Source organism: Bacillus sp. Hm123 (genome assembly GCF_051842975.2).
Lineage (GTDB): Bacteria > Bacillota > Bacilli > Bacillales > Domibacillaceae > Bacillus_CE.
In genome coordinates this window covers 1,694,785-1,720,480 of record NZ_CM200277.1, presented here as the reverse complement: position 1 = coordinate 1,720,480, position 25,696 = coordinate 1,694,785, and the positions used below count along the sequence as shown (strand labels likewise).

At 39.6% G+C, this 25,696-nt stretch carries 32 protein-coding genes and 1 pseudogene; 21 read left to right on the top strand and 12 right to left on the bottom strand.

The window, feature by feature from the left end; translation table 11 throughout:
* The first annotated feature begins 14 nt into the window (after positions 1 to 14).
* Positions 15 to 1,181 (top strand): M20 metallopeptidase family protein, encoded by a 1,167-nt coding sequence (locus ACSVDJ_RS08815; protein ID WP_439168112.1) that lies wholly within the window; start codon positions 15 to 17, stop codon positions 1,179 to 1,181.
* A complete protein-coding gene (locus tag ACSVDJ_RS08810) occupies positions 1,172 to 2,281 on the top strand; it encodes a mandelate racemase/muconate lactonizing enzyme family protein (RefSeq protein WP_439168110.1) in 1,110 nt (369 codons plus the stop codon). The genes ACSVDJ_RS08815 and ACSVDJ_RS08810 overlap by 10 nt, the downstream gene beginning before the upstream one ends.
* A gap of 96 nt (positions 2,282 to 2,377) precedes the next feature.
* On the opposite strand, the gene ACSVDJ_RS08805 is transcribed toward ACSVDJ_RS08810, so the two are convergent.
* The gene (locus ACSVDJ_RS08805) at positions 2,378 to 2,947 is read right to left on the bottom strand and encodes a nucleotidyltransferase domain-containing protein (RefSeq protein ID WP_439168108.1); all 570 of its coding nucleotides are present in this window, start codon (positions 2,945 to 2,947) and stop codon (positions 2,378 to 2,380) included.
* Between the two features lie 232 nt (positions 2,948 to 3,179).
* On the opposite strand from ACSVDJ_RS08805, the gene ACSVDJ_RS08800 reads away from it, so the two are divergent.
* A complete protein-coding gene (locus ACSVDJ_RS08800) occupies positions 3,180 to 4,097 on the top strand; it encodes an AraC family transcriptional regulator (RefSeq protein WP_439168106.1) in 918 nt (305 codons plus the stop codon).
* Here ACSVDJ_RS08800 and ACSVDJ_RS08795 read toward each other — a convergent pair.
* The 4 genes from ACSVDJ_RS08795 to ACSVDJ_RS08780 form a co-directional block, all read right to left on the bottom strand.
* Complete coding sequence (locus ACSVDJ_RS08795) at positions 4,094 to 5,314, bottom strand: MFS transporter (protein WP_439168104.1); 1,221 nt, start codon at positions 5,312 to 5,314, stop codon at positions 4,094 to 4,096. The two genes, ACSVDJ_RS08800 and ACSVDJ_RS08795, sit on opposite strands and share 4 nt — an antisense overlap.
* Positions 5,315 to 5,451: 137 nt before the next feature.
* On the bottom strand, positions 5,452 to 6,744 hold the full coding sequence (locus ACSVDJ_RS08790; protein WP_439168102.1) for an MFS transporter: 1,293 nt from the start codon (positions 6,742 to 6,744) through the stop codon (positions 5,452 to 5,454).
* An 18-nt stretch (positions 6,745 to 6,762) separates the two neighbouring features.
* A complete protein-coding gene (locus ACSVDJ_RS08785; RefSeq protein ID WP_439168100.1) occupies positions 6,763 to 7,089 on the bottom strand; it encodes a branched-chain amino acid transport AzlD family protein in 327 nt (108 codons plus the stop codon).
* On the bottom strand, positions 7,086 to 7,796 hold the full coding sequence (locus ACSVDJ_RS08780) for an AzlC family ABC transporter permease (protein ID WP_439168098.1): 711 nt from the start codon (positions 7,794 to 7,796) through the stop codon (positions 7,086 to 7,088). The genes ACSVDJ_RS08785 and ACSVDJ_RS08780 overlap by 4 nt, the downstream gene beginning before the upstream one ends.
* 77 nt (positions 7,797 to 7,873) lie before the next feature.
* Between ACSVDJ_RS08780 and relB the strand changes: the two genes are divergently transcribed.
* Positions 7,874 to 8,428, top strand: coding sequence for a type II toxin-antitoxin system RelB family anti-toxin (relB, locus tag ACSVDJ_RS08775; protein WP_439168096.1), 555 nt, complete (start codon positions 7,874 to 7,876; stop codon positions 8,426 to 8,428).
* A gap of 38 nt (positions 8,429 to 8,466) precedes the next feature.
* On the opposite strand, the gene trhA is transcribed toward relB, so the two are convergent.
* Positions 8,467 to 9,111: a PAQR family membrane homeostasis protein TrhA gene (gene trhA, locus ACSVDJ_RS08770; RefSeq protein ID WP_439168094.1), complete on the bottom strand. Its 645-nt coding sequence runs from the start codon at positions 9,109 to 9,111 to the stop codon at positions 8,467 to 8,469.
* Positions 9,112 to 9,366: 255 nt separating this feature from the next.
* Here trhA and ACSVDJ_RS08765 point away from each other — a divergent pair, with 255 nt between their 5' ends.
* On the top strand, positions 9,367 to 9,711 hold the full coding sequence (locus ACSVDJ_RS08765) for a hypothetical protein (RefSeq protein ID WP_518620507.1): 345 nt from the start codon (positions 9,367 to 9,369) through the stop codon (positions 9,709 to 9,711).
* Positions 9,712 to 9,872: 161 nt separating this feature from the next.
* Here the strand turns inward: ACSVDJ_RS08765 and ACSVDJ_RS08760 are convergent, their stop codons facing one another.
* The gene (locus ACSVDJ_RS08760; RefSeq protein ID WP_439168090.1) at positions 9,873 to 10,043 is read right to left on the bottom strand and encodes a DUF4025 domain-containing protein; all 171 of its coding nucleotides are present in this window, start codon (positions 10,041 to 10,043) and stop codon (positions 9,873 to 9,875) included.
* A 133-nt stretch (positions 10,044 to 10,176) separates the two neighbouring features.
* Between ACSVDJ_RS08760 and ACSVDJ_RS08755 the strand changes: the two genes are divergently transcribed.
* From ACSVDJ_RS08755 to ACSVDJ_RS08730, 6 genes are all read left to right on the top strand, one after another.
* Entirely contained in the window at positions 10,177 to 10,599 is a 423-nt protein-coding gene (locus ACSVDJ_RS08755) for a DUF2935 domain-containing protein (RefSeq protein ID WP_439168088.1), read from the top strand.
* A gap of 94 nt (positions 10,600 to 10,693) precedes the next feature.
* Positions 10,694 to 11,284: a TetR/AcrR family transcriptional regulator gene (locus ACSVDJ_RS08750; protein ID WP_439168087.1), complete on the top strand. Its 591-nt coding sequence runs from the start codon at positions 10,694 to 10,696 to the stop codon at positions 11,282 to 11,284.
* A 13-nt stretch (positions 11,285 to 11,297) separates the two neighbouring features.
* A complete protein-coding gene (locus ACSVDJ_RS08745; protein ID WP_439169052.1) occupies positions 11,298 to 11,720 on the top strand; it encodes a DUF3995 domain-containing protein in 423 nt (140 codons plus the stop codon).
* A 3-nt stretch (positions 11,721 to 11,723) separates the two neighbouring features.
* Positions 11,724 to 12,863, top strand: coding sequence for an FAD-dependent oxidoreductase (locus ACSVDJ_RS08740; protein ID WP_439168085.1), 1,140 nt, complete (start codon positions 11,724 to 11,726; stop codon positions 12,861 to 12,863).
* A gap of 121 nt (positions 12,864 to 12,984) precedes the next feature.
* Complete coding sequence (locus ACSVDJ_RS08735) at positions 12,985 to 13,560, top strand: TetR/AcrR family transcriptional regulator (protein WP_439168083.1); 576 nt, start codon at positions 12,985 to 12,987, stop codon at positions 13,558 to 13,560.
* Positions 13,561 to 13,611: 51 nt separating this feature from the next.
* Positions 13,612 to 14,547, top strand: a complete 936-nt coding sequence (locus ACSVDJ_RS08730; protein ID WP_439168082.1) for an SDR family NAD(P)-dependent oxidoreductase — start codon at positions 13,612 to 13,614, stop codon at positions 14,545 to 14,547.
* A gap of 131 nt (positions 14,548 to 14,678) precedes the next feature.
* On the opposite strand, the gene ACSVDJ_RS08725 is transcribed toward ACSVDJ_RS08730, so the two are convergent.
* Positions 14,679 to 15,353: a type 1 glutamine amidotransferase domain-containing protein gene (locus ACSVDJ_RS08725; protein ID WP_439168081.1), complete on the bottom strand. Its 675-nt coding sequence runs from the start codon at positions 15,351 to 15,353 to the stop codon at positions 14,679 to 14,681.
* Entirely contained in the window at positions 15,325 to 15,687 is a 363-nt protein-coding gene (locus ACSVDJ_RS08720) for an ArsR/SmtB family transcription factor (RefSeq protein WP_439168080.1), read from the bottom strand. Before ACSVDJ_RS08720 ends, ACSVDJ_RS08725 begins: the two co-directional genes overlap by 29 nt.
* A gap of 176 nt (positions 15,688 to 15,863) precedes the next feature.
* Between ACSVDJ_RS08720 and ACSVDJ_RS08715 the strand changes: the two genes are divergently transcribed.
* The 3 genes and pseudogenes from ACSVDJ_RS08715 to ACSVDJ_RS08705 all read left to right on the top strand — a co-directional run bounded on the left by ACSVDJ_RS08715 (position 15,864) and on the right by ACSVDJ_RS08705 (position 17,399).
* Positions 15,864 to 16,862 (top strand): NADP-dependent oxidoreductase, encoded by a 999-nt coding sequence (locus tag ACSVDJ_RS08715; protein WP_439169051.1) that lies wholly within the window; start codon positions 15,864 to 15,866, stop codon positions 16,860 to 16,862.
* A gap of 51 nt (positions 16,863 to 16,913) precedes the next feature.
* A pseudogene (locus tag ACSVDJ_RS08710) lies at positions 16,914 to 17,021 on the top strand (GrpB family protein); the annotation flags it as partial.
* Positions 17,022 to 17,123: 102 nt separating this feature from the next.
* On the top strand, positions 17,124 to 17,399 hold the full coding sequence (locus tag ACSVDJ_RS08705) for a hypothetical protein (protein ID WP_100402768.1): 276 nt from the start codon (positions 17,124 to 17,126) through the stop codon (positions 17,397 to 17,399).
* Between the two features lie 35 nt (positions 17,400 to 17,434).
* On the opposite strand, the gene ACSVDJ_RS08700 is transcribed toward ACSVDJ_RS08705, so the two are convergent.
* The 3 genes from ACSVDJ_RS08700 to ACSVDJ_RS08690 form a co-directional block, all read right to left on the bottom strand.
* The gene (locus ACSVDJ_RS08700; protein ID WP_439168079.1) at positions 17,435 to 19,063 is read right to left on the bottom strand and encodes an ABC-F family ATP-binding cassette domain-containing protein; all 1,629 of its coding nucleotides are present in this window, start codon (positions 19,061 to 19,063) and stop codon (positions 17,435 to 17,437) included.
* A 121-nt stretch (positions 19,064 to 19,184) separates the two neighbouring features.
* On the bottom strand, positions 19,185 to 19,346 hold the full coding sequence (locus ACSVDJ_RS08695) for a hypothetical protein (RefSeq protein WP_439168078.1): 162 nt from the start codon (positions 19,344 to 19,346) through the stop codon (positions 19,185 to 19,187).
* A gap of 15 nt (positions 19,347 to 19,361) precedes the next feature.
* On the bottom strand, positions 19,362 to 19,538 hold the full coding sequence (locus ACSVDJ_RS08690; RefSeq protein ID WP_439168077.1) for a hypothetical protein: 177 nt from the start codon (positions 19,536 to 19,538) through the stop codon (positions 19,362 to 19,364).
* Between the two features lie 233 nt (positions 19,539 to 19,771).
* Between ACSVDJ_RS08690 and ACSVDJ_RS08685 the strand changes: the two genes are divergently transcribed.
* Genes ACSVDJ_RS08685 through ACSVDJ_RS08655 form a run of 7 tightly spaced genes read left to right on the top strand, consistent with a single transcriptional unit; the run spans position 19,772 to position 25,683 of the window.
* On the top strand, positions 19,772 to 20,479 hold the full coding sequence (locus tag ACSVDJ_RS08685) for a phosphoadenylyl-sulfate reductase (RefSeq protein ID WP_439168076.1): 708 nt from the start codon (positions 19,772 to 19,774) through the stop codon (positions 20,477 to 20,479).
* Between the two features lie 59 nt (positions 20,480 to 20,538).
* Complete coding sequence (sat, locus tag ACSVDJ_RS08680; protein WP_439169050.1) at positions 20,539 to 21,681, top strand: sulfate adenylyltransferase; 1,143 nt, start codon at positions 20,539 to 20,541, stop codon at positions 21,679 to 21,681.
* Between the two features lie 11 nt (positions 21,682 to 21,692).
* Positions 21,693 to 22,307 (top strand): adenylyl-sulfate kinase, encoded by a 615-nt coding sequence (gene cysC / locus ACSVDJ_RS08675; protein ID WP_439168075.1) that lies wholly within the window; start codon positions 21,693 to 21,695, stop codon positions 22,305 to 22,307.
* Entirely contained in the window at positions 22,297 to 23,919 is a 1,623-nt protein-coding gene (locus ACSVDJ_RS08670; protein WP_439168073.1) for a nitrite/sulfite reductase, read from the top strand. The genes cysC and ACSVDJ_RS08670 overlap by 11 nt, the downstream gene beginning before the upstream one ends.
* Positions 23,920 to 23,934: 15 nt before the next feature.
* The gene (locus tag ACSVDJ_RS08665; protein WP_439168072.1) at positions 23,935 to 24,144 is read left to right on the top strand and encodes a DUF3906 family protein; all 210 of its coding nucleotides are present in this window, start codon (positions 23,935 to 23,937) and stop codon (positions 24,142 to 24,144) included.
* 16 nt (positions 24,145 to 24,160) lie between these two features.
* Entirely contained in the window at positions 24,161 to 24,937 is a 777-nt protein-coding gene (gene cobA / locus ACSVDJ_RS08660; RefSeq protein ID WP_439168071.1) for a uroporphyrinogen-III C-methyltransferase, read from the top strand.
* Complete coding sequence (locus tag ACSVDJ_RS08655; RefSeq protein ID WP_439168069.1) at positions 24,934 to 25,683, top strand: sirohydrochlorin chelatase; 750 nt, start codon at positions 24,934 to 24,936, stop codon at positions 25,681 to 25,683. The genes cobA and ACSVDJ_RS08655 overlap by 4 nt, the downstream gene beginning before the upstream one ends.
* Positions 25,684 to 25,696 lie beyond the last annotated feature (13 nt).

The following is a 25,696-nucleotide window of genomic DNA, read 5'->3' as shown; positions in this document are numbered from 1 at the left end:
AAGGAGGGAACAATATGAATTGGTCTATTTTAGAGGAACAAATGGTGAGTTACCGCCGCCATTTCCATCAATATCCCGAGATGTCCCATGAAGAAGTGAAAACGCGGGAGTTTATCAGAAGAGAACTGAAATCATTAGGATTAAAGCCATTTTCCTTTACGGGAAAAGATGTAGTGGTTGACCTTCAAGGAGCAAATCCGGGAAGAGTAGCCGCCATCCGGGCAGATATGGATGCACTGCCACTGGAGGAGGAAACAGGCCTACCGTTTGCTTCAAAAAGCAAAGGAACGATGCATGCCTGTGGACATGACGGGCATATGGCTATTTTACTTGGTCTGATTCACTTTTTCAAAAAACATCAGCACAAAATAAACGGAACCATCCGGTTTATTTTTCAGCATGCGGAAGAAACCGTTCCGGGCGGTGCCAATGAAATTGTCGCAAATCAGGGACTTGCAGGGGTGGATGGCATTTTTGGCTACCACCTTTGGCAGCCGCTTCCGCTAGGGACGATCGGTGTTAAACAAGGTCCGGTCATGGCCGGTACAGATAAATTCACCATCCGGATTATCGGAAAAGGTGGCCATGGTTCGATGCCAAATGAAACGATTGACCCTACCTTGATCGCATCGCTTGCAATCATCCAAATTCACACGATCATCAGCCGGTCCCTGCATCCATTAGAACAGGCCGTTGTCAGCATTGGAGAGCTGAAATCAGGCACGACCTATAATGTCATTCCTGACAGTGCCACCTTATCCGGAACGGTACGGCAATTCAGTACAGAAGTTTCGATGCAGGTACATAAACGGTTGGATGAAATCTTACATGGGCTCTCGGCCTCTTACAGTGCAGAATATGAATTAGACTATACATACGGCGATCCTGCTGTTGTGAATGATACCGAGTTGTATTCGTTAATGAAAGAAAAAGCGGCCAAGCTATTCGGCAGAGAGAAGATTGTGGAAATTAAACAACAACTTGGCAGTGAGGATTTCTCCTATTATACAAACTGCATTCCCGGGATGTACACCTTTATCGGGGTAGGAAAAGAGGACACCCCATATGGCCATCATCATCCAAAGTTTGATATTGACGAAACAATGATGGTTCCGGCGGTACAATTGCTGTCAGAAGCTGTTATTGAATTTTTACATAAGGAGGAAGAGTCATGCGAATAACATCTGCTAAAGTATATGGGATCCAACTCCCCTTTGCTGAGCCATTTATTATTAGTTATCACACGTATGAAAATATGCCGTCTGTGATTCTAGAATTCCATACCGATGAGGGAATCACCGGGTATGGGGAGGCGACACCTGATGAGCATGTGACAGGCGAAACCTTTGATAGCACAATTTCTGCGTTAACAGAGTTTCTAGTACCAGCCCTCATCGGCGAAGACCCATTTCGCATTGAAGTAATTCATGAAAAAATGGATAAGCTTCTGTTAGGCAATCCTTCGGCAAAAGCAGCTGTTGACATTGCCTGTTATGATTTGATGGGGAAAAAAGCAGGTTTGCCTGTTTTCAATCTATTAGGCGGAAGATATCACGAACAGCTGGATATACCAAAAGTGTTAAGCATTTTAGAGCCGAAAGAAATGGCAAGGCAAGCAAAGGAAGCCAAGGATGCGGGGTATTCCTCGATTAAACTAAAGGTTGGAACCAATGCCAGAAAAGATGTTGAACGGATTCAAGCGGTACGTTTAGCCATCGGTCCTGATTTCCCTCTCCGTGTTGATGCCAACCAAGGATGGCAAACCGCATCAGAGGCACTTTCGGTTATTCGGAAAATAGAGGATTGTGAGATCGACTGGATGGAGCAGCCTGTTGTCGCTCATGATATCGACGCCTTAGCGGAAGTAAGAGCGAAAACCACGATTCCAGTGATGATTGATGAGGGATTTCACAGTTTAAAGGAAATACGCGAAGTCATCACGAAAAGAGCTGCCGATAAAATCAATATTAAGCTAATGAAATGTTGTGGATTATACAAGGGAAGCCAGCTTGTTCATATTGCGGAAATGGCCGGAATCACCTGCCAGGTCGGATCCATGGTCGAATCCTCAATTGCAAGTGCAGCAGGATTTCACTTAGCCACTGCAAAAAAAGCGATTCAAAGCCATGAGCTTGTTGGGCCTTTGATGTTTTCAAAGGATGTTTCACAACTTCCATTTACAAAAAATTCAATTACCTTATCAGATAGGCCTGGGCTGGGAATTGAAATTGATAAGGAAGCATTGGAAGAGATTACATGCAGAAAGATAGAAATTAAATAAAGTGAAAAAGAGAATCCCGTCGCAAAGTTGGTTTGTCAGCTTTGCGACGGGATTTTGTGTGGATTGGTGAAAAACGTTCTTAAAGTCAACCAACATTCAACTCAGAAATTGAATCCAGCTATGTTCTGGTTCATGTATTTCTAATGCATCTCGAAGCCATTTTTTTTGATCGTCTTCAAGATAATCCTTTACGGCAACAAAGTCTTGATAATCTTTTTCTCTTGTGTTTTTCGCTTTATATAAAAGTACAATTTCCGGTTTTAAGTATGGAATTCCTGTTTTAGTAATATTCCAAACAGAATTTATTGGGTAGGAAATTCTTAAATCTCGTCGGAATGTCCAATTATCTTCTTTCGTTTCATTAAGTAGTATTTCTATGTTTTCATCGTTCAAACCATTTGAAGCATGTATTTCGTGAATTGGTAATTCTAAAAACTCATTTCCCCAGGCATGAAACTCACCTTTAATGACCTTTTTATACTTCCATCCTTTGAGATAATTTTTTAAATAAATTTGGTCCTTTCTAAAAATGGCAAACTCTATATCTTGATGTTTTCTTGTTTCTTTACCGACAAAAAGGTCAATAGCCCATCCGCCAACAAAAAACCAAGTTCTATCAAAACCAGCCATTAGCGAATTAATACGTTGGCATTGCTCAAATGACATATATATCCCCCCAAAAGGATAGCGAAAAGCAGTCCTTTGATTATGTTAAAAATCTCGCTGATCGATTAAATTCTGTGGCGATCATCGCAACATCCTTTAGTATATAACACCTTTCTATTAATGTGTAAATATATCACAAAAACAAAAGATGACCCACTAGGGGTGATAATGGTATTTTTTTGATATAATAAGTGTTTACTAAATGATGAATTAAATAATACTAGGTGACGATATGGAATACATAATAACTTTTCAAAAAGTGATTGATTACATCGATCAGCATATTCATGAAGTAATATCGATACAGGACTTAGCCAAACATATTGGTTATTCACCATTTCATTTTTCGAGAATTTTCAAAGAAGTTGTAGGTGAAACACCGATGGAATATGTGACGAAGCGAAAACTACAATTTGCCTTGAAAGATATGAGTAAACAGACAAGTATGAATGATATTGCCTTTAACTATGGCTATGAATCGTACGCAGGATTCTCCAAAGCATTTAAAAAAGTGCTTGGCGTATCACCTGCTACTTATCGTATGCATTGTCCAAACGCAGAACCACCTGCCATTCATTTAGAAGAATTAAAGTTAAATAAAACGGGTGGGATGATCTATCAGCCAAAAATGATTGTAAAGGATTCATTCGTAATTGTCGGAAGAGCCTATAATATCGAAATGAAAGATGTAAGAACGACAAAAGATGCACCAACTTATTGGTATGATAACAAGCTCACTGATGGTGAAATTGAGAGAACACTTTATGACACATTTTCACCTTCCACACATGGAGAATTTTGTTTGAATATCGCTCATACAAATGATTGGTCCAAATTCACTTATTTTTTCGGAGTATTAGACGAAAAAGTAGATAAACCTTTATTAGAAGATTTCCAAAGAATAACCATTCCAGCTTCTACCTTTGCCGTTTTTAGTACACCTTTAGTTCCGCCTAATGATTTTGTTAATTCTGTTAAAGGTACTTGGAACTATATATTAAACTATTGGTTTCCGATGTCTGGTTATGAGATTGATGAGACCAGCTATGATTTTGAATTTTATGATGAAAGATGTCATCCGTGGGAACATCACCTAGTTATGATGGAGATCTACATTCCGATTCGCAGAAAAAGCGAGAGACAAAGCTAGTCTCTCGTTTTTAACAATTTTTGATAGATAAATAGAACAGGTGATAGTAGAAGGGCGCTTGCAGCTAAACCAATTTTAATGGATGTATATTGACTGATCAAACCAGCTACAGGACCTCCTCCAATTTGACCAATAGCATCTACCTGTCCTTTGACTGAAAAGAAGGTTGCTCTTTTTGAAGAATCTGTAATTAATTGATTAAACCATATATTTTCAAAAGTAGACGTTACCTCTCGAATGACTTGAATGATGATGAAAAAGCAAATTAAGCCGATTAAGTTTGTTGAAAAAGCAAAACAAATTAACGCTAGAATCAGGATAAAATAACTTAATCGTAAACCTTTATATAGGCTTTTAAATTGTATTTTCTCCGACATTCGATTTAAAAACTGAAAAACAATAATCGTAAAAATAGATGTAACAAATTGCACACCGCCAACAACGAAAATCATATGCTTTTCTGATAAAGTTCCTTCTATTATGTCGGCTATATGTGAGATCCACAGGCGATCAAATCCTTCACTGTAAATACCTACAATACAAGCAATTAAAAGAACATAACGCAATATAATGTTCGCTTTAAATGAAGAAAAGACGCTAGATACTATTGATTTTATATTTTGTATAAAAGAAAGAGACTCTTTTTTCTTTTCATCGATCACTTTTGTTTCAGTCATAGTTCTCCATAAATAAAGAGATAAAAGTAAGAAGCCAATGGCGCCAATAAGTATAGAAGCTTGTACCGAAATATATCCAATGACTACTGCTAGTAAAATACCGAATAAATTACCTACATTTTCGTATTTTGTACTATTTATAAATACTTTATCTACTTTGTTTAACCCCACTTCATCTGTGACCCATGCTTGTAATGCACCACTTATGCAAGTATATCCACCCCCCCAAACGACTTGTGCAATCAAAATGGCAGTGAATGTAGGGAATAAACCTTCAATAAGAAACCCCAGTCCGATTAATGAATAACCTAGAACAATAGAGAATTTTCTCCCTTTATAGTCAGCAATGAGACCCGTAGGAATTTCACATATTAAAACCGTTATTTCTAATACTGTTCCCACGAGTACCAATTGCAAAGCATTCATTTCTACAACTTGTACATAATATAAAAGATTCACAGTAAAAACCATCCAAAAGAATAACTGCGATGCAAAAGATTGGGATAAATATAGCAAAGCTGGCCGCTTATGTCTCGTCATATCAAACAACTCCTCTCACAACTTAGCTTAATCTAAATGGTCAAGCGATAACTATTCCAAAATTGCTATCGTTTGAAATAAACGAACAAGCTCAATTTCTCCATTCTAACACTGAGAAATTGAGCTTTTTATAAATATTACTCTGTATTGACTTTTCGCCTCGACCAAATGACCACTGGAACAAGAAGCAGTGCAAGAACTCCTCCTGCCAGTGAGAGGGTAGCGTAACTGGAGTGAGCGACTACCATGCCAGACATCGCACCCCCAGAGGCCCCGGCTAAAGCGACCAAAACATCAACGGTTCCTTGTGTTTTTGCACGAGTAGAGGGGGAAGTGGAGTCGATAATCAGTGCTGTCCCACTAATCAAGCCGAAGTTCCAGCCAAGCCCAAGTAGAGCGAGCGCAGTCGTCAATCCGAGCATAGAATCGGTCGGGGCGAAAGCGGCTAGCAAACCGGCTGATAACAAAGTGACACCAGAAGCAATCGCCATGATCGTTCGCCCCACTTTGTCTACGAGAAAACCAGTGACAAGAGAGGGAAGGTACATGGCGGCAATGTGAATACCAATCACCATTCCCACTTCACTTAATCCATGACCATGATGTTTCATATGTACAGGTGTCATCGTCATAATGGCAACCATCATAATTTGAGTTAACACCATGACCGTCGCTCCAACCATCATGCCTCGTTTGTGAATCGCTGTTGCTTCAACCTTTTGCACTGACTGCTTACTATCGTCCGAAATCTTCGCATCAGCCAGTGCTTTTGCTACAATGAGCGGATCAGGACGGAGAAAAATCAATAACACGAGCCCAGCTAAAATAAAGGCGACAGCCGCTAAAATAAAAGGACCGGCTAGAGCTGGAATGCCAATAAAGGTAGCAAACTCGCCCATGACACTGACTAAGTTAGGCCCAGCCACCGCACCGAAAGTGGTCGAGACCATCGCGACACTAATAGCAGTGGCCCGTTGTGTTGGCGCCGCTAAGTCTGTACCTGCATAGCGAGCTTGCAGGTTTGTGGCTGTGCCTGCGCCATAGATGAACAATGAAGCAAAAAGCAGAAAGATCTGATCAAAGGCAGCGGCTGTCACGACCCCAATCGCTCCGATCCCACCAGTGATGAATCCTGCCGCAAGACCGAAGCGGCGGCCATAGCGTTGAGAGAATCTCCCAACAAGCCAGGCAGCTAACGCAGAGCCAAGGGTGAAGAGGGCAGCCGGCATCCCAGCTAAACTGTTAGTGCCGAGCATCTCTTCCGCAAGAAGAGCACCAACTGTCACACCAGCGGCCAGTCCCGCTCCACCAAAAATTTGCGACATGACCACAATGAGTAACGTCCGTCGGTAAAGCTGCTTTTGCTTTTCTGGAGAATCTATATAGCTTTGTAGCCATGTAGGCTCACTTTTTAATGCTCGTGAATCCATTATTTCATGAAACCCCCTTTACATAAATGCCCGAATAAAAGCCATCAACACGACCCCAGCAATGACCGTCACTAACAAGCTTTTCGTCCAAATGGCCAATAGAAGGGTTGGTATTAACGCCATGAGGACTTCACTGTTTAAACGAGGCAACTGACCGGGTTCGCCTTCGATGACACTGCCAACAACAAGCGCCGTCAAAATACAAACCGGGATAAAAGATAACCATTTCATCGCCGGTTCAGGTAGCTTTACATTCCTAACAATGAGGAAGGGAGCTACCCGAGGAATGAACGTCACGATGGCACAGCCGATAATGACAAGTAAGACCGTTAAATTCACACTCATTTGCTCGTCACCACCCCAATTGTTGCGACAATGACAGTCGATAAGATGACTGCTAGATCAATCGATAGAAAAAAAGATAACACATACATACAAGCGACCATCATCAAAATTAAAAATAAATAATGCATTAACTGTGAACGTTTTAAACTATCAATCTGCAATACGAGTAAAGCGACAAACATTGCTGTCAATGCAAAATCCAATCCGAACTTTTCAGGATCAGACACCCACTTTCCGAGAATGGCTCCGACGACACAAGCGGCGATCCATGTGACATAGGCCGTCAAATTCAGCCCATTCATCCAACGGTCATTGACTGGTTTAGAGCTGAAAATTCTGCTGGCAGCCACACCGAATGATTCGTCGGTCACAAGCGCTCCAATGCCTGTGTTTTTCAGTAAAGAATATTGCGAAAAATGAGGAGCCAACGTGGCACTTAATAAAAAATGACGTAAGTTCACAATAAATGTGGTAAAAATAATCGCCGACGGGGGACTAGCTGTCGCTAGCATACCACAAATAATAAATTGTGACGCTCCCGCATAAACAAGCATAGACATTAAAGCTATTTCCATAACGCTTAGCCCCGAAGCCACGCCGACAACTCCTGCCGCAAATCCAATGCTGATATACCCTAATAACGTTGGGACACAATCTTTCACTCCTTGTACAAACGTTAACTGTTCTTCTTGGGCGACTTCCAACATAACCCCTCCTTTTTTGTTTAATATATTATACATTTGTATGATATAATCATCAATAAGAAAAATAGAGGAGGATGAATATGAATTCTCTACAGCAGATCATCGGAAAAAATTTGGCCGAAATTCGAAAGAAGCGAGGGTTAAGTTTAGATCAAACAGCTGAACTGACAGGGGTCAGTAAAGCCATGCTTGCTCAAATCGAAAAAGGCAACACGAACCCTACTGTGACAACGCTTTGGAAGATAGCGAATGGGCTCAACGTTTCGTTTTCTACTTTTATGAAGGAAAAAGCGGCACAGGTGACTCAAATTAAGAAGGACCAGCTCCAGCCACTCATAGATGACCAAGGAAATTACTTAGTTTACTCGCTTTTCCCCTTTCATCCTGATAAAAAATTCGAAATCTTTTTTGTTGAACTAGAGCCAGGGTTTACCCATGAAGCAGATCAACATCATCCTATTTGCGAAGAGTATGTTTTAGTGAGCGAAGGCGAGCTTACGGTGGAAGTCAAGGGAGAGGAATATTCATTGCATCAAGGCGAAGCCCTACATTTTCAAGCAAAAGACAGGCATTTATATAAAAACACGACGGAGCGGATCACGACTTTTTTTGTGGTGATTTATTATTCAGAATGAAAAATCGGAAGGGCTGTAACAGGCCTCTTCCGATTTTTTTAGTGACTTGGCAATAAATAAAGCACAGAAAAGAAGTGACTGACACTTCCAGCGAGCACAAACAAATGCCACACCATATGATGAAATTTAAACCCTCGCCATACGTAAAAAATGGCACCTAACGTATATAAAATGCCCCCAGTAACGAGCAGGACTAAACTAGTCATCGAAATATTTTGCACTAAAGTATCCCATGCAAATACAATTAACCAGCCCATGACCACATATAAAAAGGTGGAGGTTTTCAAAAACCTTTTCACAAAGAAACATTTAAACACTGTACCAGCAATTGCTAATCCCCACACGACAGCAAACAACGTCCAGCCAAGCGTTCCTTTTACCGCTAAAAATAGAAAGGGTGTATACGTCCCAGCAATGAAAAGATAGATGGATGCGTGATCAAAAATCTCAAATAAATCCTTCACTTTCCCTTGAGGAAAACTGTGCACTAACGTAGAGGATAAATAAAGCAGCAGCATCGTCACCCCAAAAATCGTAAAACTCACGATATGCCACACATCCCCAAAAAGAACTGAAAAAACAATTAATAACGTTAATGCAGCAATACTAAGAACGGCCCCAACCCCATGAGTAATCGAATTCGCAATCTCCTCACCACGGGTAAAAATATGAGTATTTGCCATCAAACCTCTCCTCCGTACAAAAAATCTACCTTTATCTTACCATACTATGATGAAGAAAATCATTTTGGGAATTAGAGGGTGGCTAACATACACGTTAGAGCGGCAAGCTGAGACAGTATCAAGTACTCATAAAGATGCCCATCAATATAATGGATGACCAATACTATTTGACTCGATTGGTAAGTGATCAGTCTTTATAATAAAGATAAATATAATCCATGGATCGAGAAGGGGGTTAAATAAATTTTGAACGACATGAAAAAAGAATTTTATTCATTTTTCAATTTAAGAGAAGAATTAAAGGAAGATTTTTCACTCAATAATACTAATGGATTAGAAGACTGTGCTCACTTTCTGATAGACTATTATTCAAATAGTAGAAGTAAGTCAGAAGAAATGGAAATGACCTTCTTCATTTTGATAGCTGAAGTTCTTTTAGATTTAGGTGGTTCTTCTCAGTATATTTTTGAAACAGCCTTGAAATATACAGAAAGGGGTAATCTACCAACAATTTGGTTAGACCAAGGAATTAATCCTAAAGAAATTGAGAATAGAAATAGGATAATTAATGAAGTAAAAGAACAAATTATGAGAAATTAATACAGTGGTTTACTTAAATACTATTCGTAATTTTGTCGATGATAAAAAGAACACTATTCAAAAACAATAGAACTTCTTGTCAAATCCTGCGCTTGCCGGGGAAATAATTTTTGTGGAAATATTTTCACTGCAAATAGGAAAAGAGGAAAAAACCTCTTTTCCTATCGTCGTTCTTGCCTCTGATCAATCGTTCCTTCATTATACACGTCGTTTATTTGCTCCTGAGTAATACTCATCCCATTATCCGTACTGTCCGCTTTCTGTACAGCTTGAATCGCTTCTTCTTCATTCATCAGTCTAGATCCCATGCCTTGCTCTTTTTTCTGCTTCATCAGCATCATTCTCCTTTCAACAACATTCCCTGTTAGTCTGACCGCCTTTGCATAAAGTATGCGGGTAAGTTACTCATACTTCTTTACTCGCAGTCATAGCATGTACTAAACAAGTGATGGAAGGGTGAATTTTGTGCAATTTTATTACGGCCCGCAAATGCCGCTACGCATATTAGACGAGGCTGAATTTTGGAAGCATCAAGAAGAAGAACATACCGTCGTCATTCGAGAACTATTGCCAGACTTAGAGAAAGAATACGTAGAAGCCTTAAAGAAATGGGAAGCCTCCTTATCAGCAACACATCAAAAGATCGTCAGAGTAATCGAAGCCATCAACCGCTCAACTAGCTATATTCCAGCGATACTTTATCAAGAAGTGTTAAAGCTAACCGAATTTTGCCTAAAGCAAAGCGAACAATTCATTGAGTTGTGCCGACAAATTAAAGAGAACAGTGCCGCTGTTCAAAAAAATCCCGTAGCTAAAACCGTCATTAATCATATCATCCGCGAATCTGAATACTTCATTGGTATTGCGAAAGCGTTACTTTCTATTTGAGTATAAACACCTCAATTGACAGAAAAGAAAATATACTTTAAAATGACCTTAGTCAATACATGACCAAGGTCATTTTCGGTTAGGAGTCGATCGTATGCTTAGAGAAAGTCGAAAAAAAGAACTAAAAGAACAAATTTTTCTGCGAGCCGTCCAACTATTTAAAGAAAAGGGCTATGAAAAGGTAACGGTTCAAGAAATTGCTTCTGCATGTGGCATTGCTAAAGGCACATTTTTTAATTATTTTGCAAAGAAAGAACAGATTTTATTGTATTTAGGGGATTCACAAATCGAGTTATTACAGGACAGCATGGAAAAGCACCAACATCTTCAACATCCTAAAGAAAAAATTCAATGTATTCTAAACGATTTATTGTTTAGATACATCGAACAAGGGGAGCTAATGAAACATGTGTTAGTGGAAATCGTAAAATCAGCTTATGTAGTTGAGAACGAATCAAAAAGTGTCCATCAGTTACAAGAAACGATCACTTCCATCATCGATCACGCAAAGCAAAATGGACAACTAGAAAGTAAATGGGATACGGATATCATTGCTTCTACCATCATGGGCACCTATTTCCACACAATGATGTCATGGTCGTTATTACAACCTCAAACATCCGATATTAGAGACCTATTTCAACAGCATTTGGATGTCGTATGGGAAGGAATTAATAAAGAATAGGAGAGAAAACATGATGATGACAATCACTTTATTAGCTGCATGTATATTGTTTGCTGTTAGCTTGCTTCACGTTTTTTGGGCATTTGGTGGAAAGTGGGGAATCGCCGCTGTTCTCCCAGAACAAGAGGGGGAACGAACCTTTTCTCCGAGTGTCATTATTACTCTTGTTGTCGCCTTTTTGTTAAGCGCGGCAGCATTTATTCTCCTTCTGCAAGCTAATCACATTCACTTATCTGAAACGTATTTGATTGTTCAAGTAGGTGCTTCGGTTTGTGCGATTGTTTTTGCTCTTAGAGTCGTTGGTGATTTTAATTACTTTGGAATCAGTAAGAAAAAGAGAAAAACAAAATTCTCGATGATGGATACGTATTTTTATATCCCACTTTGTGCTTTTTTATCTTTAGCTTTTATTGTAGCGATTATATATGGAGGGTAAATTATGAAACATAAAGTGATCGTTATCGGTGGTGGAATTGCAGGTCTTTGTGCAGCTATTGGACTTCAAAAAATAGGGATCGATGTAAAAGTATACGAAAGAAATGAAGAGCCAACAGTTGCTGGTGCCGGAATTATTATTGCGCCGAATGCATTACAAGCTCTTAAGCCGTACGGAATCTCGGATCAATTAATCCGTAGCGGAAAGCAAAGTAACGGTTTTCGATTGTTAACAGATCAAGGGAAAGCTATTAACCAATTACCTGTTCCAGAAAAATATCAAAAAATGTATTCCATACATAGAAAAGATTTGCACCATTTATTACTTTCTGTCCTTCATCCTGGTACTGTCGAATGGGGAAAACACTGCACACAGGTTAAGCAAGATGACAGTGGTGTCCACATTCAGTTTAGTGATGGCAGTGAAACAACGGGAGACATTCTAATTTCAGCTGATGGCATCCATTCGGTCATTCGCAAACAGCTATTTCAAAATGATGATTATCGTTTTGCAGGGTATACATGCTGGCGAGGTGTTGTTTCCGCTGAAAACCTTTCAAACATGAATGATTTCATAGAAACATGGGGAACGAAAGGTCGCTTCGGTATCGTGCCACTTCCTCATAATCAAATTTATTGGTATGCTTTAGTGAATGCAGCTGCAAACGATACGCATTACTCTCGTTATACAGCGGCAGACTTATACCATCATTTCAAAGATTATCATGATCCGATCCCTAGTCTATTAAAAACTACAAAGGATCATCAAATGATTCACCGTGATATTGTAGACATTGTTCCGCTGAAGAAATTTTTTGTCCAGCGTACTTTATTTATTGGGGATGCTGCTCATGCGATCACTCCTAATATGGGACAAGGGGCCTGTCAATCGATTGAAGATGCTAGAATTATTGCAGAATGTATGCAACATCATTCAGACTTCCATCAAGCCTTTGTCGCATATGAAGCTAAGAGAAGAAAAAGAATTGAAAAAATATCTAATCAGTCATGGATGTTTGGTAAAGTGGCTCAACTAGACAACCCGCTCTTAGTTACACTAAGAAATCGATTCATGAAATATACGCCACAAGCGATGTATTTACGACAAGCGCATGCGTTGTATCAGTTTCAAGGGTGGTATTAAGCATTAAGGCTATCTCATCTTGATAAGATAGCCTTAATTAGCTAGTTTCTGATTGACGAGCATGAAATAATTATATATACTTTTATTAACCAGTGGTCAATAAAAGAAAGGAGACGTATAGATGACACCAAGAAAAGCCGTGGAGAATGAATTGACACGCGAAATGATTATGGAAGCTGCTAGCGATTTGTTTGTAGAGAATGGCTACCAACATACTTCCATGCGACAAATCGCGAAAAAACTAAATTACAGTCACGGGGCAATTTATTATCACTTTAAAAACAAAGCAGAATTATTCTTTGCCTTAGTGAAAGCTAATTTTTCTAAACTGAATAAAGTACTTGAAGAGGTAATCGCTTCTTCACTTTCTCCAGAGGAAAAACTAGAAAAAGTACTGCTTGGCTTTATCGAGTATGGTATGAACAATCAAAGTGATTATGAAATCATGTTTTTGATCAAGGACGAAGAATTAAAAAGCTACAGAGAAAATGCGCCAGATGTCAGCTATGAGCGATTTGCTTCTGTCATTATGGAGCTATATCCTGGACAAATTACTCTGAAAGAAACTTGGTTACTATTTCTTAGCCTTCATGGATTTGTGACGATGTATTGCCGCAGCGGACAAACGATGGCAGATGTCCGAGAACTAGCAGAAGCTCATATACAGTTTTTATTAAAAGGAATCCAATCAAACTAATTTTTTTACCCTTTTATTGAACAGTGGTTAATTAATTCGGAGGTGGAGAATATGGAGAAAGCTTTAGTAGTAGGGGCAACAGGTGGAATGGGGTATGCGATTGTCAAAGAGCTTAGTAGAAGAGGGATTGAAACGATTGCCTTTGCTAGAACGAAAGCTAAGTTGGATCAATTATTTGAGGCATTACCAAACGTCCACATTATAGCAGGTGACATTTTTCACCTAGAGGAGTTGAAAAAAGCGGCCAACGGAGTAGATATTATTTATCATGCGGTCAATATCCCTTATGAGTTATGGGAAGAAAAGCTCGTGATGCTGAATAAACATATTATAGAGGCAGCGAAAACGAATGATTGCAAGCTAGCTGTCGTTGATAATATTTACGCCTACGGACGAAATCCTGGGCATAAAATCACCGAGATGACTCCAAAACATCCACATACGAAAAAAGGAAAAATCCGTCTTCAGCTCGAAGAATTATATACTCATTCGGGAGTGCCGACTGTCCAAGCTCATTTTCCTGACTTTTATGGTCCAAATGCAACGAGTACAGTGATGCATACGACGCTTCAAAATATTATTAAAGGAAAAAAAGCGATGTATGTGGGAGACATTCGCAAACAACGTGAATTTATTTATACGCCAGATGGCGCGAAAGCATTAATCGAATTATCTACTCTTGACCATGCTTATCATAAACATTGGAATATTCCAGGGGCTGGAACACTCAGCGGTCAACAATTAAAACAGTTACTCGAACAAATCACGGATCGTCCGCATTCCTTCTCCCAAGTGAACAAAGGAATGATCCGCTTCCTATCTTTATTTAGCCGCAATATGCGAGAAGTGGTCGAAATGATGTATTTATATGAAGACCCTGTTATTGTATCCGGGGAAACATACGAAAAAGAAATCGGTCCCTTGCCACAAACCCCTTATGAAGAAGGCTTAACTGAAACTATTCAATTTATGATGAAAGAATCCTGAGCATATAGAGTGTTCAGGATTTATCCCTATTTTGGAAATTGATTTTCAGAAAAAGTTCAATCGAATATCAAAGTGACAATCTGCTTGAAAAGGTCTTAAAGTCATTTACACAAAAATATTCGACACTTAATTTATAAATTAGTTAGCAACTTCTCAGCAACTTCCCTAGTGGAAAAAGGATTTTGACCAGTTATTAGTTTGCCATCTTGCACTACAAAAGAACGAAAGGCTCTAGCTTTCTGGAAAATCGCTCCATGTTTTATAGCTATATCTTTGTTTAAAAATGGTACAATAGATTTTTTAGTACTTAAAATTTCCTCAGTTGTAGTAAAGCCTGTAATCTTCTTATCTCTAATAAGATAATCACCATTCTTATCTTTAATATTTAATAAACCTGCTATACCATGACAAACTGATACAATATAACCACCGTTATTATAAATAGCTAAGCTAAGTTGTTGTAATTCAGAATTATTAGGGAAATCCCACATAACCCCATGACCACCAGTATAATAAACTGCAATATAATCATTGGGATTAATATCTGAAGGTTGCATAGAATTTCTTAATGCTCGATTTTGAAAATCTTCACTTTCATAGATAGAAAAAGTAGATTCGTCAACATATTTCATACTACGTGGATCAATAGGTACAAATCCTCCCCTAGGACTGACATAATCTACTTCAAATCCACTTTTGGTTACTTCCTCAACAAATTCTGTAGCTTCACCAATCCATAATCCTGTAGCCTCAGTTGTATTTTCGTATCTCGCTACATTAGTTAAAACTACTAAAATTTTCTTCATTTTTCCCCTCACTTTTTTCAATAATAGTTGTAACGTGATTTAATAATTTTTTTAATTTATCAATTTCAGTAGTTTTATGCGATAGAAAATAATAATTTTTAGTTCCTTCACTGCGCATTTCGATAAGCCCAACTTGTTTTAAAATTTTTAAATGATGTGACACTGCTGGTCGAGATAATTGAGTCGCATCAGTTAAATCGATGACACGTAGCCCTTTACATGAATTATGTTGTAAAAGCGTAATGATAATAGATTGACGTTTCTCATCACCTAAAGCAATCAGAAAATCACTAATATCGTTAAATTCTTTTTTTAATTGTTCTAAACCTTCCATAAAAACTCTCCTTGGTTTGTATTTTTAAACCATTAAACCATCGTTCTTTATTATTGTCAACAAATCAGTAGATGATGTTATGGTTGACAATTTAAATATTCCACCGTAACATGTTCGTTAGTTTAAATAATTAAACGATTAAACCGAATGTGGAGGTTACAACAATGAATAAATATATGAATGCCGCAGTAATCAATCACTATGGTCAAAAAAATTTAGAATTAACAAAAATAGAAATTCCAAAGATTTCTTCTGATGATGTATTAGTAGAGATCCATGCAGCAAGTATAAATCCCATTGATTATAAAGTGCGTGATGGTAAAGTAAAGATGCTGTTAAATTATAAAATGCCACTAGTTTTAGGTAACGACTTTTCTGGAGTTATTGTAAAAATGGGGGAGAATGTGACTGAATTCCAGGTAGGTGATGAAATATATGATCGACCAAGAAAGTCTAGAATTGGAACATTTGCAGAATACATTGCCATTCATAAAGATGATATTGCTATAAAACCGAAAAATTTAAGTTTTGAAGAAGCGGCAGCGGTACCATTAGTCGGCTTAGCCACTTATCAAGCATTTCATGATATTATGCAATTAAAACCGAATGATAAAGTACTTATTCACGCTGGTTCAGGTGGTGTTGGGACATTTGCTATTCAATTAGCAAAGTTAATGGGAGCATACGTAGCAACCACTACGAGCAGTAAAAACGAAGCACTAGTTAAACGTTTAGGTGCGGATAAGGTTATCAATTATAGAAACGAAAATTTTGAAGATATATTGTCCGATTATGATTATGTTTACGATACATTAGGCGGAGAAGTATTAAAAAATTCGTTTAAAATTCTTAAACCTGGTGGAAAAATCGTATCTCTTTCAGGTACACCTAACTATCGCTTTGCCAAAGCATCTGGTTTGAATTACTGGAAATCATTACTATTCAAATTTGCTACTAGAAAACTGACAGCTCTGGAAAAGCAGTATCAAGTAGAATATCATTTTCTATTTATGAAGCCGAGTGGAATACAATTAGAAGTTATCCGAGAGTTTATTGAAGCAAAAAAAATTGTACCTATTATTGATCGCATAGTATTAATGGATGATATTCAAAAGGCTTTTGAATATGCTGAGTCTGGTAGAGCTAAGGGGAAAATTATTGTGAAAATAAAGTGATAGCTGATATAGATAAACACTTTGTATACGATAATAATTCTTATTGATGATGGTTTGAAATGTATTGTAGGGTTAGAACAACTAAACTATGAGTATAGAGAGGGAGTACTCCCCGAAAGATATTACTTTAATAAAGGTGAACCGAGAACACATCAAATATTAATTGATAAGAGATCCCATACAATATTTAAATTTTATTTGTCCCTTTCCTCCACCTTCTGTTACACTGTTTAAAAAACGGAAACTCAAAAGGAGGGACTCATGCTTCACGCAATTCAACCATACATTGTCACTAGTCGAAAAATCGAATGGGAGCAGCAAAAGATTTCACAAACAGAAGAATACCTCCATTTATATCAAGATAAAGTGACCTGTGCTTCCTATGAGTTCACGATTACAGAAGTTCACGATATGTCGTATCGCTTGTTGTCTGCTAATTATGGATTTTTCTATTTGCATACGATTCGCGGGGTATTTTCTTATATCATTACCACAAGCCCAAGCCATTTTATCGATGCTTATAAGCAGATAAAATAAAAACGCTGGAGAATCGGCTCTCCAGCGGTTTTATTTTACTTCGCTACTTGATACATTTCCTTCACTTGCTTTTGCAGCTCCGTATCTTCTAAATACTCATCATACGTCATTTCTTTATCAACTAAACCGCTTGGTGTAAGGTCCATAATGCGGTTAGCGATCGTTTGAATGAATTGATGGTCATGAGAAGCAAAGATCATCGACCCTTTGAAGTTGTCTAATCCATTATTCACAGCCGTAATCGATTCAAGGTCTAAGTGGTTCGTCGGTTCATCTAAAAGAAGAACGTTCGCACCTGATAACATCATTTTCGATAGCATACAGCGAACTTTTTCGCCTCCGGATAACACGTTTGCTTTTTTCAACGCTTCTTCACCAGAGAAGAGCATGCGTCCTAAGAAGCCGCGTAGGAAGCTTTCACTTTCATCTTCAGGAGAATATTGACGTAACCATTCGACAAGGTTCAATTCTGACCCTTCAAAGTATTCGTTGTTGTCTTTCGGGAAATAAGACTGACTTGTTGTTACGCCCCATTTGTACGTACCGCTATCTGGCTCCATTTCACCAGCTAAAATTTTAAACAACGTTGATTTCGCTAATTCGTTCGTACCAACAAGAGCGATTTTATCATCTTTGTTCATAATAAAGCTAACGTCATCCAAAACTTTCACACCATCGATTGTTTTCGTTAAGCCGTCTACGCGTAGAAGATCGTTTCCGATTTCACGTTCTGGTTTAAAATGAACGTATGGATATTTACGGGAAGAAGGTTTAATATCATCGAGCGTAATTTTTTCCAATGACTTTTTACGAGAAGTTGCTTGCTTTGATTTCGATGCATTCGCACTAAAGCGAGCGACGAAGGCTTGCAATTCTTTAATCTTTTCTTCTTTTTTCTTGTTCGCATCTTGCGCCATTTTTAGCGCCAATTGGCTAGACTCATACCAGAAGTCGTAGTTACCAACATAAACTTGGATTTTTCCGAAATCAAGGTCAGCAATGTGCGTACATACTTTGTTTAAGAAGTGACGGTCATGGGAAACAACGATGACCGTATTCTCAAAGTTGATCAAAAATTCTTCTAACCATTGAATTGCTTGAATGTCCAAGTGGTTGGTCGGCTCATCGAGAAGTAATACATCTGGCTTACCGAATAGAGCTTGAGCAAGCAACACTTTCACTTTTTCCGAACCGGTTAACTCCGCCATTTTCTTCGTATGAAGGTCTTCTGATACACCAAGACCTTTTAAAAGAATCGCGGCTTCTGATTCCGATTCCCAACCATTTAATTCCGCAAATTCACCTTCAAGTTCAGCGGCTCTCATGCCATCTTCATCGGAGAAGTCCTCTTTCATGTAGATCGCATCTTTTTCCTGCATCACTTCATAAAGGCGAGCGTGACCCATGATAACCGTTTTTAACACTTCATGCTCTTCATACTCGAAGTGGTTCTGCTTTAACACAGCCATACGCGCCCCAGGTGTCATGGACACATGACCTGTTTGCGCTTCAAGATCTCCTGATAAAATTTTCAAGAAAGTAGATTTCCCTGCACCATTTGCTCCGATTAATCCGTAGCAATTACCTGGTGTAAATTTAATGTTAATGTCTTCAAACAGCTTTTTATCGCCGAAACGTAAGCTAACGTCTTGTACTGTAATCAATGTGCACAGTCCTCCATATATACATAATCGCCTTTGATTATACCATTTCACAATAAGAAAAGGGAGGGACAACCGCGAACTTCATAAAAAAAGAACCATTGACGTGAGGCGTCTGGTTCATTTATGTTCGAGAAATAGTCGGACAATCTTTTATATGTTTGACGTGAGTCAATTCCACTTGGTGAGGAGGAGCGATTTGTTGAATATCACAATAGCCAGCCTGATCCATGCGAATAATTTGATATTCTTTGTCATTGTATAAAATAACATCCTGTTCCTTCATGTTAAATTCCCCTCTTTATTTAAAAATCAATTCTTCTCCAATCTCCCAGATGATCCGAAAGTCTTGTAGCCGATAACTAAACTGACTTCCCGTTCCATGGCAATGCTTGCACACTTTTTCCATACGAATGCCTCGAATGAGAGGAACTCTTCCTAGACCATGACAATCTTCGCAAATACGTCTATAGGCCATTCCATTCCTCCTTTTCTTCTTTTTAGACACACTTTATTTTAATATACCCATAAAGAAGTGAATTCAATCGTAAATGAGTAAAAAATTAACATGATCTGTTCTTTTCCTCACATATAAGAGAACATTTGCATATATTTTAACTATTCCTATCTGGAAAATAAGATTGACTTAAAGGAATTTTCTGATAAAATATAAAACATTATTAATTCCTATCTGGAAAGTGGGTTTTAGATGTGCTGACGTATGACCAATGGGAACAACATCCATTGCCAAACATTTTATCGACGAGCGAGACGAAGGGGGCAAAAGAAACGTTGTACTGGGCATATGATCATTATGGTGATCAGCTTATGTATGCTTGTAGCTTTGGGATCGAAGGGATCGTTCTCATCGATTTGATTGCAAGCATTCGTCCAGATGCTTCGATTGTGTTTCTCGATACCGGTTATCACTTTCAAGAAACGTATGACATCATTGACAAAGTAAAAAAACGATATCCGGCGCTTCACATTCATTTGCAGCAGCCTGCACTTACGATCGAGGAGCAAACAGAAACATACGGAGAAGATCTCTGGAAGCATAACCCGAATATGTGCTGCCAACTAAGAAAAATGATCCCGTTAGAAGAAGCTCTCGAACCCGCAATCGCATGGATTTCTGGCTTGCGTCGAGAACAGTCTGACACGAGAAAGCATACCGATTACATCAACCAAGATCATAAATTTAAAAAGATCAAAATTTGTCCATTAATTCATTGGACGTGGAAAGAAGTATGGCGTTACGTCACGAAGCAGCAGCTCGACTATCATATACTTCACGATCAAGGCTATCCAAGCATCGGTTGTGAGCCTTGCACAAAGCCAGCGATTTCGATCGAGGACTTACGTTCCGGCAGATGGTCTGGCTCTGGAAAGACCGAGTGTGGCCTACACGGCGACTAATTTTTTTATCAATAAAACCAAGTAATTATATATGAATAATAAACTAGGGGGTTTTTATGATGTCTACAATCTTGCCACATGGGGGTACACTCATTGATTTATATCAACCCGACTTCGATTTCACAACGATTCAAAAACAACTTTCGATCGACTTAACCACTTTAAGCGATTTAGAGCTTATTGCTACGGGAGCGTATAGTCCACTCACCGGCTTCTTAACTCAAAATGATTACGATAACGTCGTTGCTCATATGCGACTCGCAAATGGAACGGTTTGGAGTTTGCCGATCACGCTCCCGTTACACGAAGAGGAAGCCACTCGTTATTCCATCGGTGAAACCGTTGTATTAACTCATAACAATGTCGCTTATGGCGTCTTAACGATTGAGGATATGTACCGACCAGATCAACAAAAAGAAGCACAAAAAGTATATAAAACGACGAATGCCGCTCATCCAGGAGTACAGAAGCTATTACAGCGAGGTTCTGTCTACTTAGGCGGACCAATTCGACTTATTCGTCGGATTGAACGGACACAATTTGCCGATTTTTATTTTGACCCAACAGAAACGAGACAATTGTTTCAAGAAAAAGGCTGGAGGAAGATCGTTGGCTTCCAAACGAGAAACCCTGTACATCGTGCGCACGAGTACATACAGAAAACAGCCTTAGAAATCGTCGATGGCCTGCTGTTAAATCCGCTCGTCGGAGAAACGAAAGCCGATGATATCCCAGCGGATGTGCGCATGGAAAGTTATCAAGTATTGTTGAAAGATTATTATCCAGGCGACCGAGTCCAGCTTGCCGTCTTTCCAGCAGCGATGCGTTATGCCGGACCGAGAGAAGCAGTCTTTCATGCGATTGTCCGTAAAAATTATGGATGCACGCACTTTATCGTCGGTCGGGATCATGCAGGAGTTGGCAATTATTACGGCACGTATGAGGCACAAAAAATATTTGACCAATTTACTGAAGAAGACATCGGGATCACCTTACTTTTCTTTGAACATAGCTTCTACTGCACAAAATGCGAAGGAATGGCTTCGTCAAAAACGTGCCCGCATGAGAAGGAACATCATGTCATTCTTTCAGGAACAAAGGTGCGGGAAATGTTGCGATCAGGAGACATACCGCCTTCCACCTTTAGCCGCAAAGAAGTGATCGAAGTGTTAATTCGTGGATTAAAAGAAACGGTTCAATAGGAGGAACTTACATGGGGAATATCGTTTGGCATGATCAATCATTAACAAAAGAGCAACGGCGGCACAAAAATAACCATCATAGCGCCGTCTTTTGGTTTACCGGACTTTCCGGTTCTGGAAAGTCAACTATTGCTAATGCGGCGGCACAAAAACTATATGAGTTAGGCGTTCAAACGTATGTCCTAGATGGCGATAATATTCGTCATGGCTTAAATCAAGACCTTGGTTTCTCCGATCAAGATCGCAAAGAGAACATTCGCCGGATTGGAGAGGTAGCGAAACTGTTTGTCGATAGTGGTCAACTAGTCTTTACCGCCTTTATTTCGCCTTTTCAAGAAGATCGAGATATCGTTCGCTCGCTTTTGCAGCCAGATGAATTTGTGGAAGTGTTCGTCAACTGCCCGATTGATGAGTGTGCAGCACGCGATCCGAAAGGACTATATGAAAAAGCTCGGAGCGGAGATATCCCACAATTCACTGGCATAACTTCCCCTTATGAGGCACCGAAAGCACCTGAACTCATGTTGCTAACGGAGCAATATACCGTCGATGAATGTGTTGAACAGCTAGTAGCATTTATTAAAAAGAAACATTGGCTAAAGGAGGAGCATAAAAATGACCTATGAAAAAGGCTGGGCTGACAACCCCAAATTAAGCAAGCAAGAAAAAAAGAAATTAGTGAAGGATGGCCTCGATATTTTCAATGACATCCCTCACTATGCAGCGAATGGTTTTGCTTCGATCCCAAAGGAAGAATGGGACGGATTTAAATGGGCGGGTCTTTATTTGCAGCGACCGAAAGAAGACGGCTATTTTATGATGCGAGTCAAGGTTCCAACAGGTATTTTAACGAATGAACAGCTAATCACACTAGCAGAAATCTCAAGAGATTATGGCAGAAACGTGTTTGATATTACGACGCGACAAGCGGTTCAGTTTCATTGGTTAACGATTGAACAAATCCCTGATATTTTTGAACGATTAGAGCGGGTCGGCTTATCGTCTACGAATGCTTGTGGCGATGTGCCGCGAAACGTCATCGGCAATGCGCTTGCTGGTATTGATCCAGATGAAATATACGATACTCGATCACTTGTGAAAGAAATCGACAACTTTTTCACAAGTAATCGTGACTTTTCTAACTTGCCTCGCAAATTTAAACTGTCGGTGAACGCCAATGTTTACAATGCCGGAAATGCCGAAATTAATGATGTTGCTTTCCTACCTGCTTCGAAAGAAATCGATGGGGAGAAACAAATTGGCTTTCATTTAAAAGTAGGTGGTGGATTGTCCTCTGCGCCAAAGTTGGCACAAAAATTAGATGTTTTCATCTTGCCGGAAGAAGTATTAAACGTCACCATCGCTGTGGCAACGATTTTCCGCGACTTCGGCTATCGTGAAAAACGCCATCGCGCTCGTTTGAAATTTTTAGTAGAGGACTGGGGCGTAGAAAGGTTTAAAGAAAAGCTGCTTGAATACACGGGACCGCTACCAGAAGCAGGAACCGATTTAACAAAGGGCTGGAATGCAGGCTACTTTTATGGCGTCAAGCCACAAATCCAGAAAGGGCTTCATTATATCGGCGTCAATGTGCCGGTCGGTCGACTCCAAGCAGAAGAAGTGTTGGATATTGCCCGCATTGCGAAAGCATACGGCAATGGCGAGATTCGTACGTGTGGCTCACAAAACTTAATCATTCCGAATGTAAAAACAGAGTTTGTCGAGACGGTGTTAAACGAACCGATTCTCAAGCGGCTTCGCGTCGATGCACCGAAGTTTACTGCTTATTCGGTGTCCTGCACAGGCATCGAATATTGCAATCTTGCCTTGACGGAAACAAAGGAGCGAATGAAGCGAATTGCTGAGTATCTTGATGAAGAAGTGGAAATCGATGTGCCGATTCGCATCCATATGGTCGGCTGCCCGAATTCCTGCGGCCAGCGCCAAATTGCCGATATTGGTTTACAAGGTGTGATGGTGCGAAATAAAGACAAAAAAATGGTGCAGGCTTTTGAGATCAATGTAGGTGGGACACTACTGAATGACGGCATGTTTAATCAAAAGTTAAAAGGAAAAGTGCCGGGTGACGATCTTCCAATCATCTTAAAGCAATTTCTTGAGTATTTTAAAGCAACGAAATTACCAGCGGAAACGTTTTATGACTATATTAGCCGAACAGGAACTGAGCATCTCCAACAGCAACTCGATCAATGGCTGGCCGCTCAATCCTCTGTATAGAAAGGTGGGACTCTTTTGTATTTATATCGATTTGAAGTGATAGATCAAGAAAAAACGACGCCTGTCATCGTCGTAGCAAAAGATGATCACCAAGCGTTTGAACAGGTGGATATTGAATTAGAAAAATATTTTTTAGTCTTGCCTGATTATGAAGAAATCGTATTATTTGAGAAGAAACGGATTGGAAATGGTAACGGGTATGTCGTGCCCGCTTTTTCTAAATAAATAGGAGGCGAAAGAAATGGGGAAGGTTTGGCTAGTAGGAGCGGGGCCAGGTGATCCGGATTTGATTACGGTGAAAGGCTTGCGAGCGCTTCAAGAAGCGGATGTCATTTTATACGATCGCCTCATCAATGAAGAACTGTTGCGACAGGCGAAAAAAGGAGCGGAATTGATTTTTTGTGGAAAACAACCGAAGCATCATCACCTGCAACAAGAAACGATTCATCACTTACTCGTTTTACATGCCAAAAAAGGAAAAAAAGTGACGCGTTTAAAAGGAGGCGACCCGTTTGTATTTGGCCGAGGTGGGGAGGAGGCAGAGTTTTTAGCGAAACATCATATTCCTTTTGAAATCGTTCCTGGGATTACATCGGGCATTGCTGCTTCCGCTTACGCAGGAATCCCCGTCACTCACCGCGATCACAGTGCTTCCTTTGCGATCGTGACGGGTCACCGCCAAGAAGGAGAACAAGAAGAACTCAAATGGTCGGCATTAGCGAAAGGCATTGATACGCTCGCCATTTATATGGGAGTCAAAAATTTGCCGTACATTCAGGAACAACTGCTTTCTAATGGTAAATCAACCGACACACCAGCGGCACTGATTCATTGGGGGACGACTACGATTCAGCGAACAGTAATTGGTACACTTGGAACGATCCATGAGGTCGCTCAAAAAGCGGAAATGACGAATCCAAGCATGATTATTATTGGCGATGTCGTCAAACTACGAGAGAAAATTCAATGGTTTCAAGAGTTTGACAATACTTCCGGCTCTTTAGGTGCAGTCCAATGAAAGCCGTTCTCTATATTTGTCATGGAAGTCGGGTCAAAAAAGGAAGAGAGGAAGCACTTGCCTTTATTGAACAATCAAAGCCGTTGATCGATATACCGATACAAGAAGCTTGCTTTTTAGAACTAGCGGAGCCGACGATGGAGCAAGGATTTGCTCGTTGCGTAATGCAAGGTGCCACCGAAATCATTGTTTTTCCCTTTTTGCTACTGGCAGCGGGACACGCGAAAAAAGATATTCCGTTGGAGCTAAATAGGATTCAGACTCAGTTTCCGCAAGTGCGAATACATTACGCTGATCCGCTAGGTGTCCATGAAGCCATTGTTGATATTTTAATCGAGCGGATGAAAGAAAAGCAGTTGCCCATTGAACCCGATGCAACCGTGCTAATTGTCGGACGAGGAAGTAGCGATCCACAAACAAAGGCCGATTTCACACGAATTGTACAACTGTTCCGCTCTAAAACCAAGTTAAACGATGTGAATATATGCTATTTGGCAGCAGCAACACCTAAATTTCCAATGGAATTAAAGCGGCTAGCAAATAAAAAGCCGTCCCAATTATGGGTGCTTCCTTATCTATTATTCACCGGTATTTTAATGCAGTCGATGGAAAAAGAAATTCAATCGTTACGAACGGCCGAACGTATTTATTTATGCAAGTACCTCGGTTATCATCCGCGATTACGCGATATTATGGCGGTCCGCATTCAAGAAGCGGAGGAAAAAAAAGGGTGGCGCCATGCTTGATAGGATGATGAAA

Excerpts from the sequence above, each read along its gene's own strand:
- ACSVDJ_RS08655 (WP_439168069.1), top strand. The coding sequence starts at position 24,934 with ATGAAAGCCGTTCTCTATATTTGTCATGGAAGTCGGGTCAAAAAAGGA.
- ACSVDJ_RS08810 (WP_439168110.1), top strand. The coding sequence starts at position 1,172 with ATGCGAATAACATCTGCTAAAGTATATGGGATCCAACTCCCCTTTGCT.
- ACSVDJ_RS08790 (WP_439168102.1), bottom strand. The coding sequence starts at position 6,744 with ATGGATTCACGAGCATTAAAAAGTGAGCCTACATGGCTACAAAGCTAT.
- ACSVDJ_RS08715 (WP_439169051.1), top strand. The coding sequence starts at position 15,864 with ATGAATGCCGCAGTAATCAATCACTATGGTCAAAAAAATTTAGAATTA.
- relB (WP_439168096.1), top strand. The coding sequence starts at position 7,874 with ATGAATTCTCTACAGCAGATCATCGGAAAAAATTTGGCCGAAATTCGA.
- ACSVDJ_RS08725 (WP_439168081.1), bottom strand. The coding sequence starts at position 15,353 with ATGAAGAAAATTTTAGTAGTTTTAACTAATGTAGCGAGATACGAAAAT.
- ACSVDJ_RS08705 (WP_100402768.1), top strand. The coding sequence starts at position 17,124 with ATGCTTCACGCAATTCAACCATACATTGTCACTAGTCGAAAAATCGAA.
- sat (WP_439169050.1), top strand. The coding sequence starts at position 20,539 with ATGTCTACAATCTTGCCACATGGGGGTACACTCATTGATTTATATCAA.
- ACSVDJ_RS08785 (WP_439168100.1), bottom strand. The coding sequence starts at position 7,089 with ATGAGTGTGAATTTAACGGTCTTACTTGTCATTATCGGCTGTGCCATC.
- ACSVDJ_RS08690 (WP_439168077.1), bottom strand. The coding sequence starts at position 19,538 with ATGGCCTATAGACGTATTTGCGAAGATTGTCATGGTCTAGGAAGAGTT.
- ACSVDJ_RS08740 (WP_439168085.1), top strand. The coding sequence starts at position 11,724 with ATGAAACATAAAGTGATCGTTATCGGTGGTGGAATTGCAGGTCTTTGT.
- ACSVDJ_RS08780 (WP_439168098.1), bottom strand. The coding sequence starts at position 7,796 with ATGTTGGAAGTCGCCCAAGAAGAACAGTTAACGTTTGTACAAGGAGTG.
- ACSVDJ_RS08745 (WP_439169052.1), top strand. The coding sequence starts at position 11,298 with ATGATGACAATCACTTTATTAGCTGCATGTATATTGTTTGCTGTTAGC.
- ACSVDJ_RS08720 (WP_439168080.1), bottom strand. The coding sequence starts at position 15,687 with ATGGAAGGTTTAGAACAATTAAAAAAAGAATTTAACGATATTAGTGAT.
- ACSVDJ_RS08750 (WP_439168087.1), top strand. The coding sequence starts at position 10,694 with ATGCTTAGAGAAAGTCGAAAAAAAGAACTAAAAGAACAAATTTTTCTG.
- ACSVDJ_RS08730 (WP_439168082.1), top strand. The coding sequence starts at position 13,612 with ATGGAGAAAGCTTTAGTAGTAGGGGCAACAGGTGGAATGGGGTATGCG.
- ACSVDJ_RS08765 (WP_518620507.1), top strand. The coding sequence starts at position 9,367 with ATGAAAAAAGAATTTTATTCATTTTTCAATTTAAGAGAAGAATTAAAG.
- ACSVDJ_RS08695 (WP_439168078.1), bottom strand. The coding sequence starts at position 19,346 with ATGAAGGAACAGGATGTTATTTTATACAATGACAAAGAATATCAAATT.
- ACSVDJ_RS08800 (WP_439168106.1), top strand. The coding sequence starts at position 3,180 with ATGGAATACATAATAACTTTTCAAAAAGTGATTGATTACATCGATCAG.
- ACSVDJ_RS08670 (WP_439168073.1), top strand. The coding sequence starts at position 22,297 with ATGACCTATGAAAAAGGCTGGGCTGACAACCCCAAATTAAGCAAGCAA.
- trhA (WP_439168094.1), bottom strand. The coding sequence starts at position 9,111 with ATGGCAAATACTCATATTTTTACCCGTGGTGAGGAGATTGCGAATTCG.
- cysC (WP_439168075.1), top strand. The coding sequence starts at position 21,693 with ATGGGGAATATCGTTTGGCATGATCAATCATTAACAAAAGAGCAACGG.
- ACSVDJ_RS08795 (WP_439168104.1), bottom strand. The coding sequence starts at position 5,314 with ATGACGAGACATAAGCGGCCAGCTTTGCTATATTTATCCCAATCTTTT.
- ACSVDJ_RS08805 (WP_439168108.1), bottom strand. The coding sequence starts at position 2,947 with ATGTCATTTGAGCAATGCCAACGTATTAATTCGCTAATGGCTGGTTTT.
- ACSVDJ_RS08815 (WP_439168112.1), top strand. The coding sequence starts at position 15 with ATGAATTGGTCTATTTTAGAGGAACAAATGGTGAGTTACCGCCGCCAT.
- ACSVDJ_RS08735 (WP_439168083.1), top strand. The coding sequence starts at position 12,985 with ATGACACCAAGAAAAGCCGTGGAGAATGAATTGACACGCGAAATGATT.
- ACSVDJ_RS08760 (WP_439168090.1), bottom strand. The coding sequence starts at position 10,043 with ATGAAGCAGAAAAAAGAGCAAGGCATGGGATCTAGACTGATGAATGAA.
- cobA (WP_439168071.1), top strand. The coding sequence starts at position 24,161 with ATGGGGAAGGTTTGGCTAGTAGGAGCGGGGCCAGGTGATCCGGATTTG.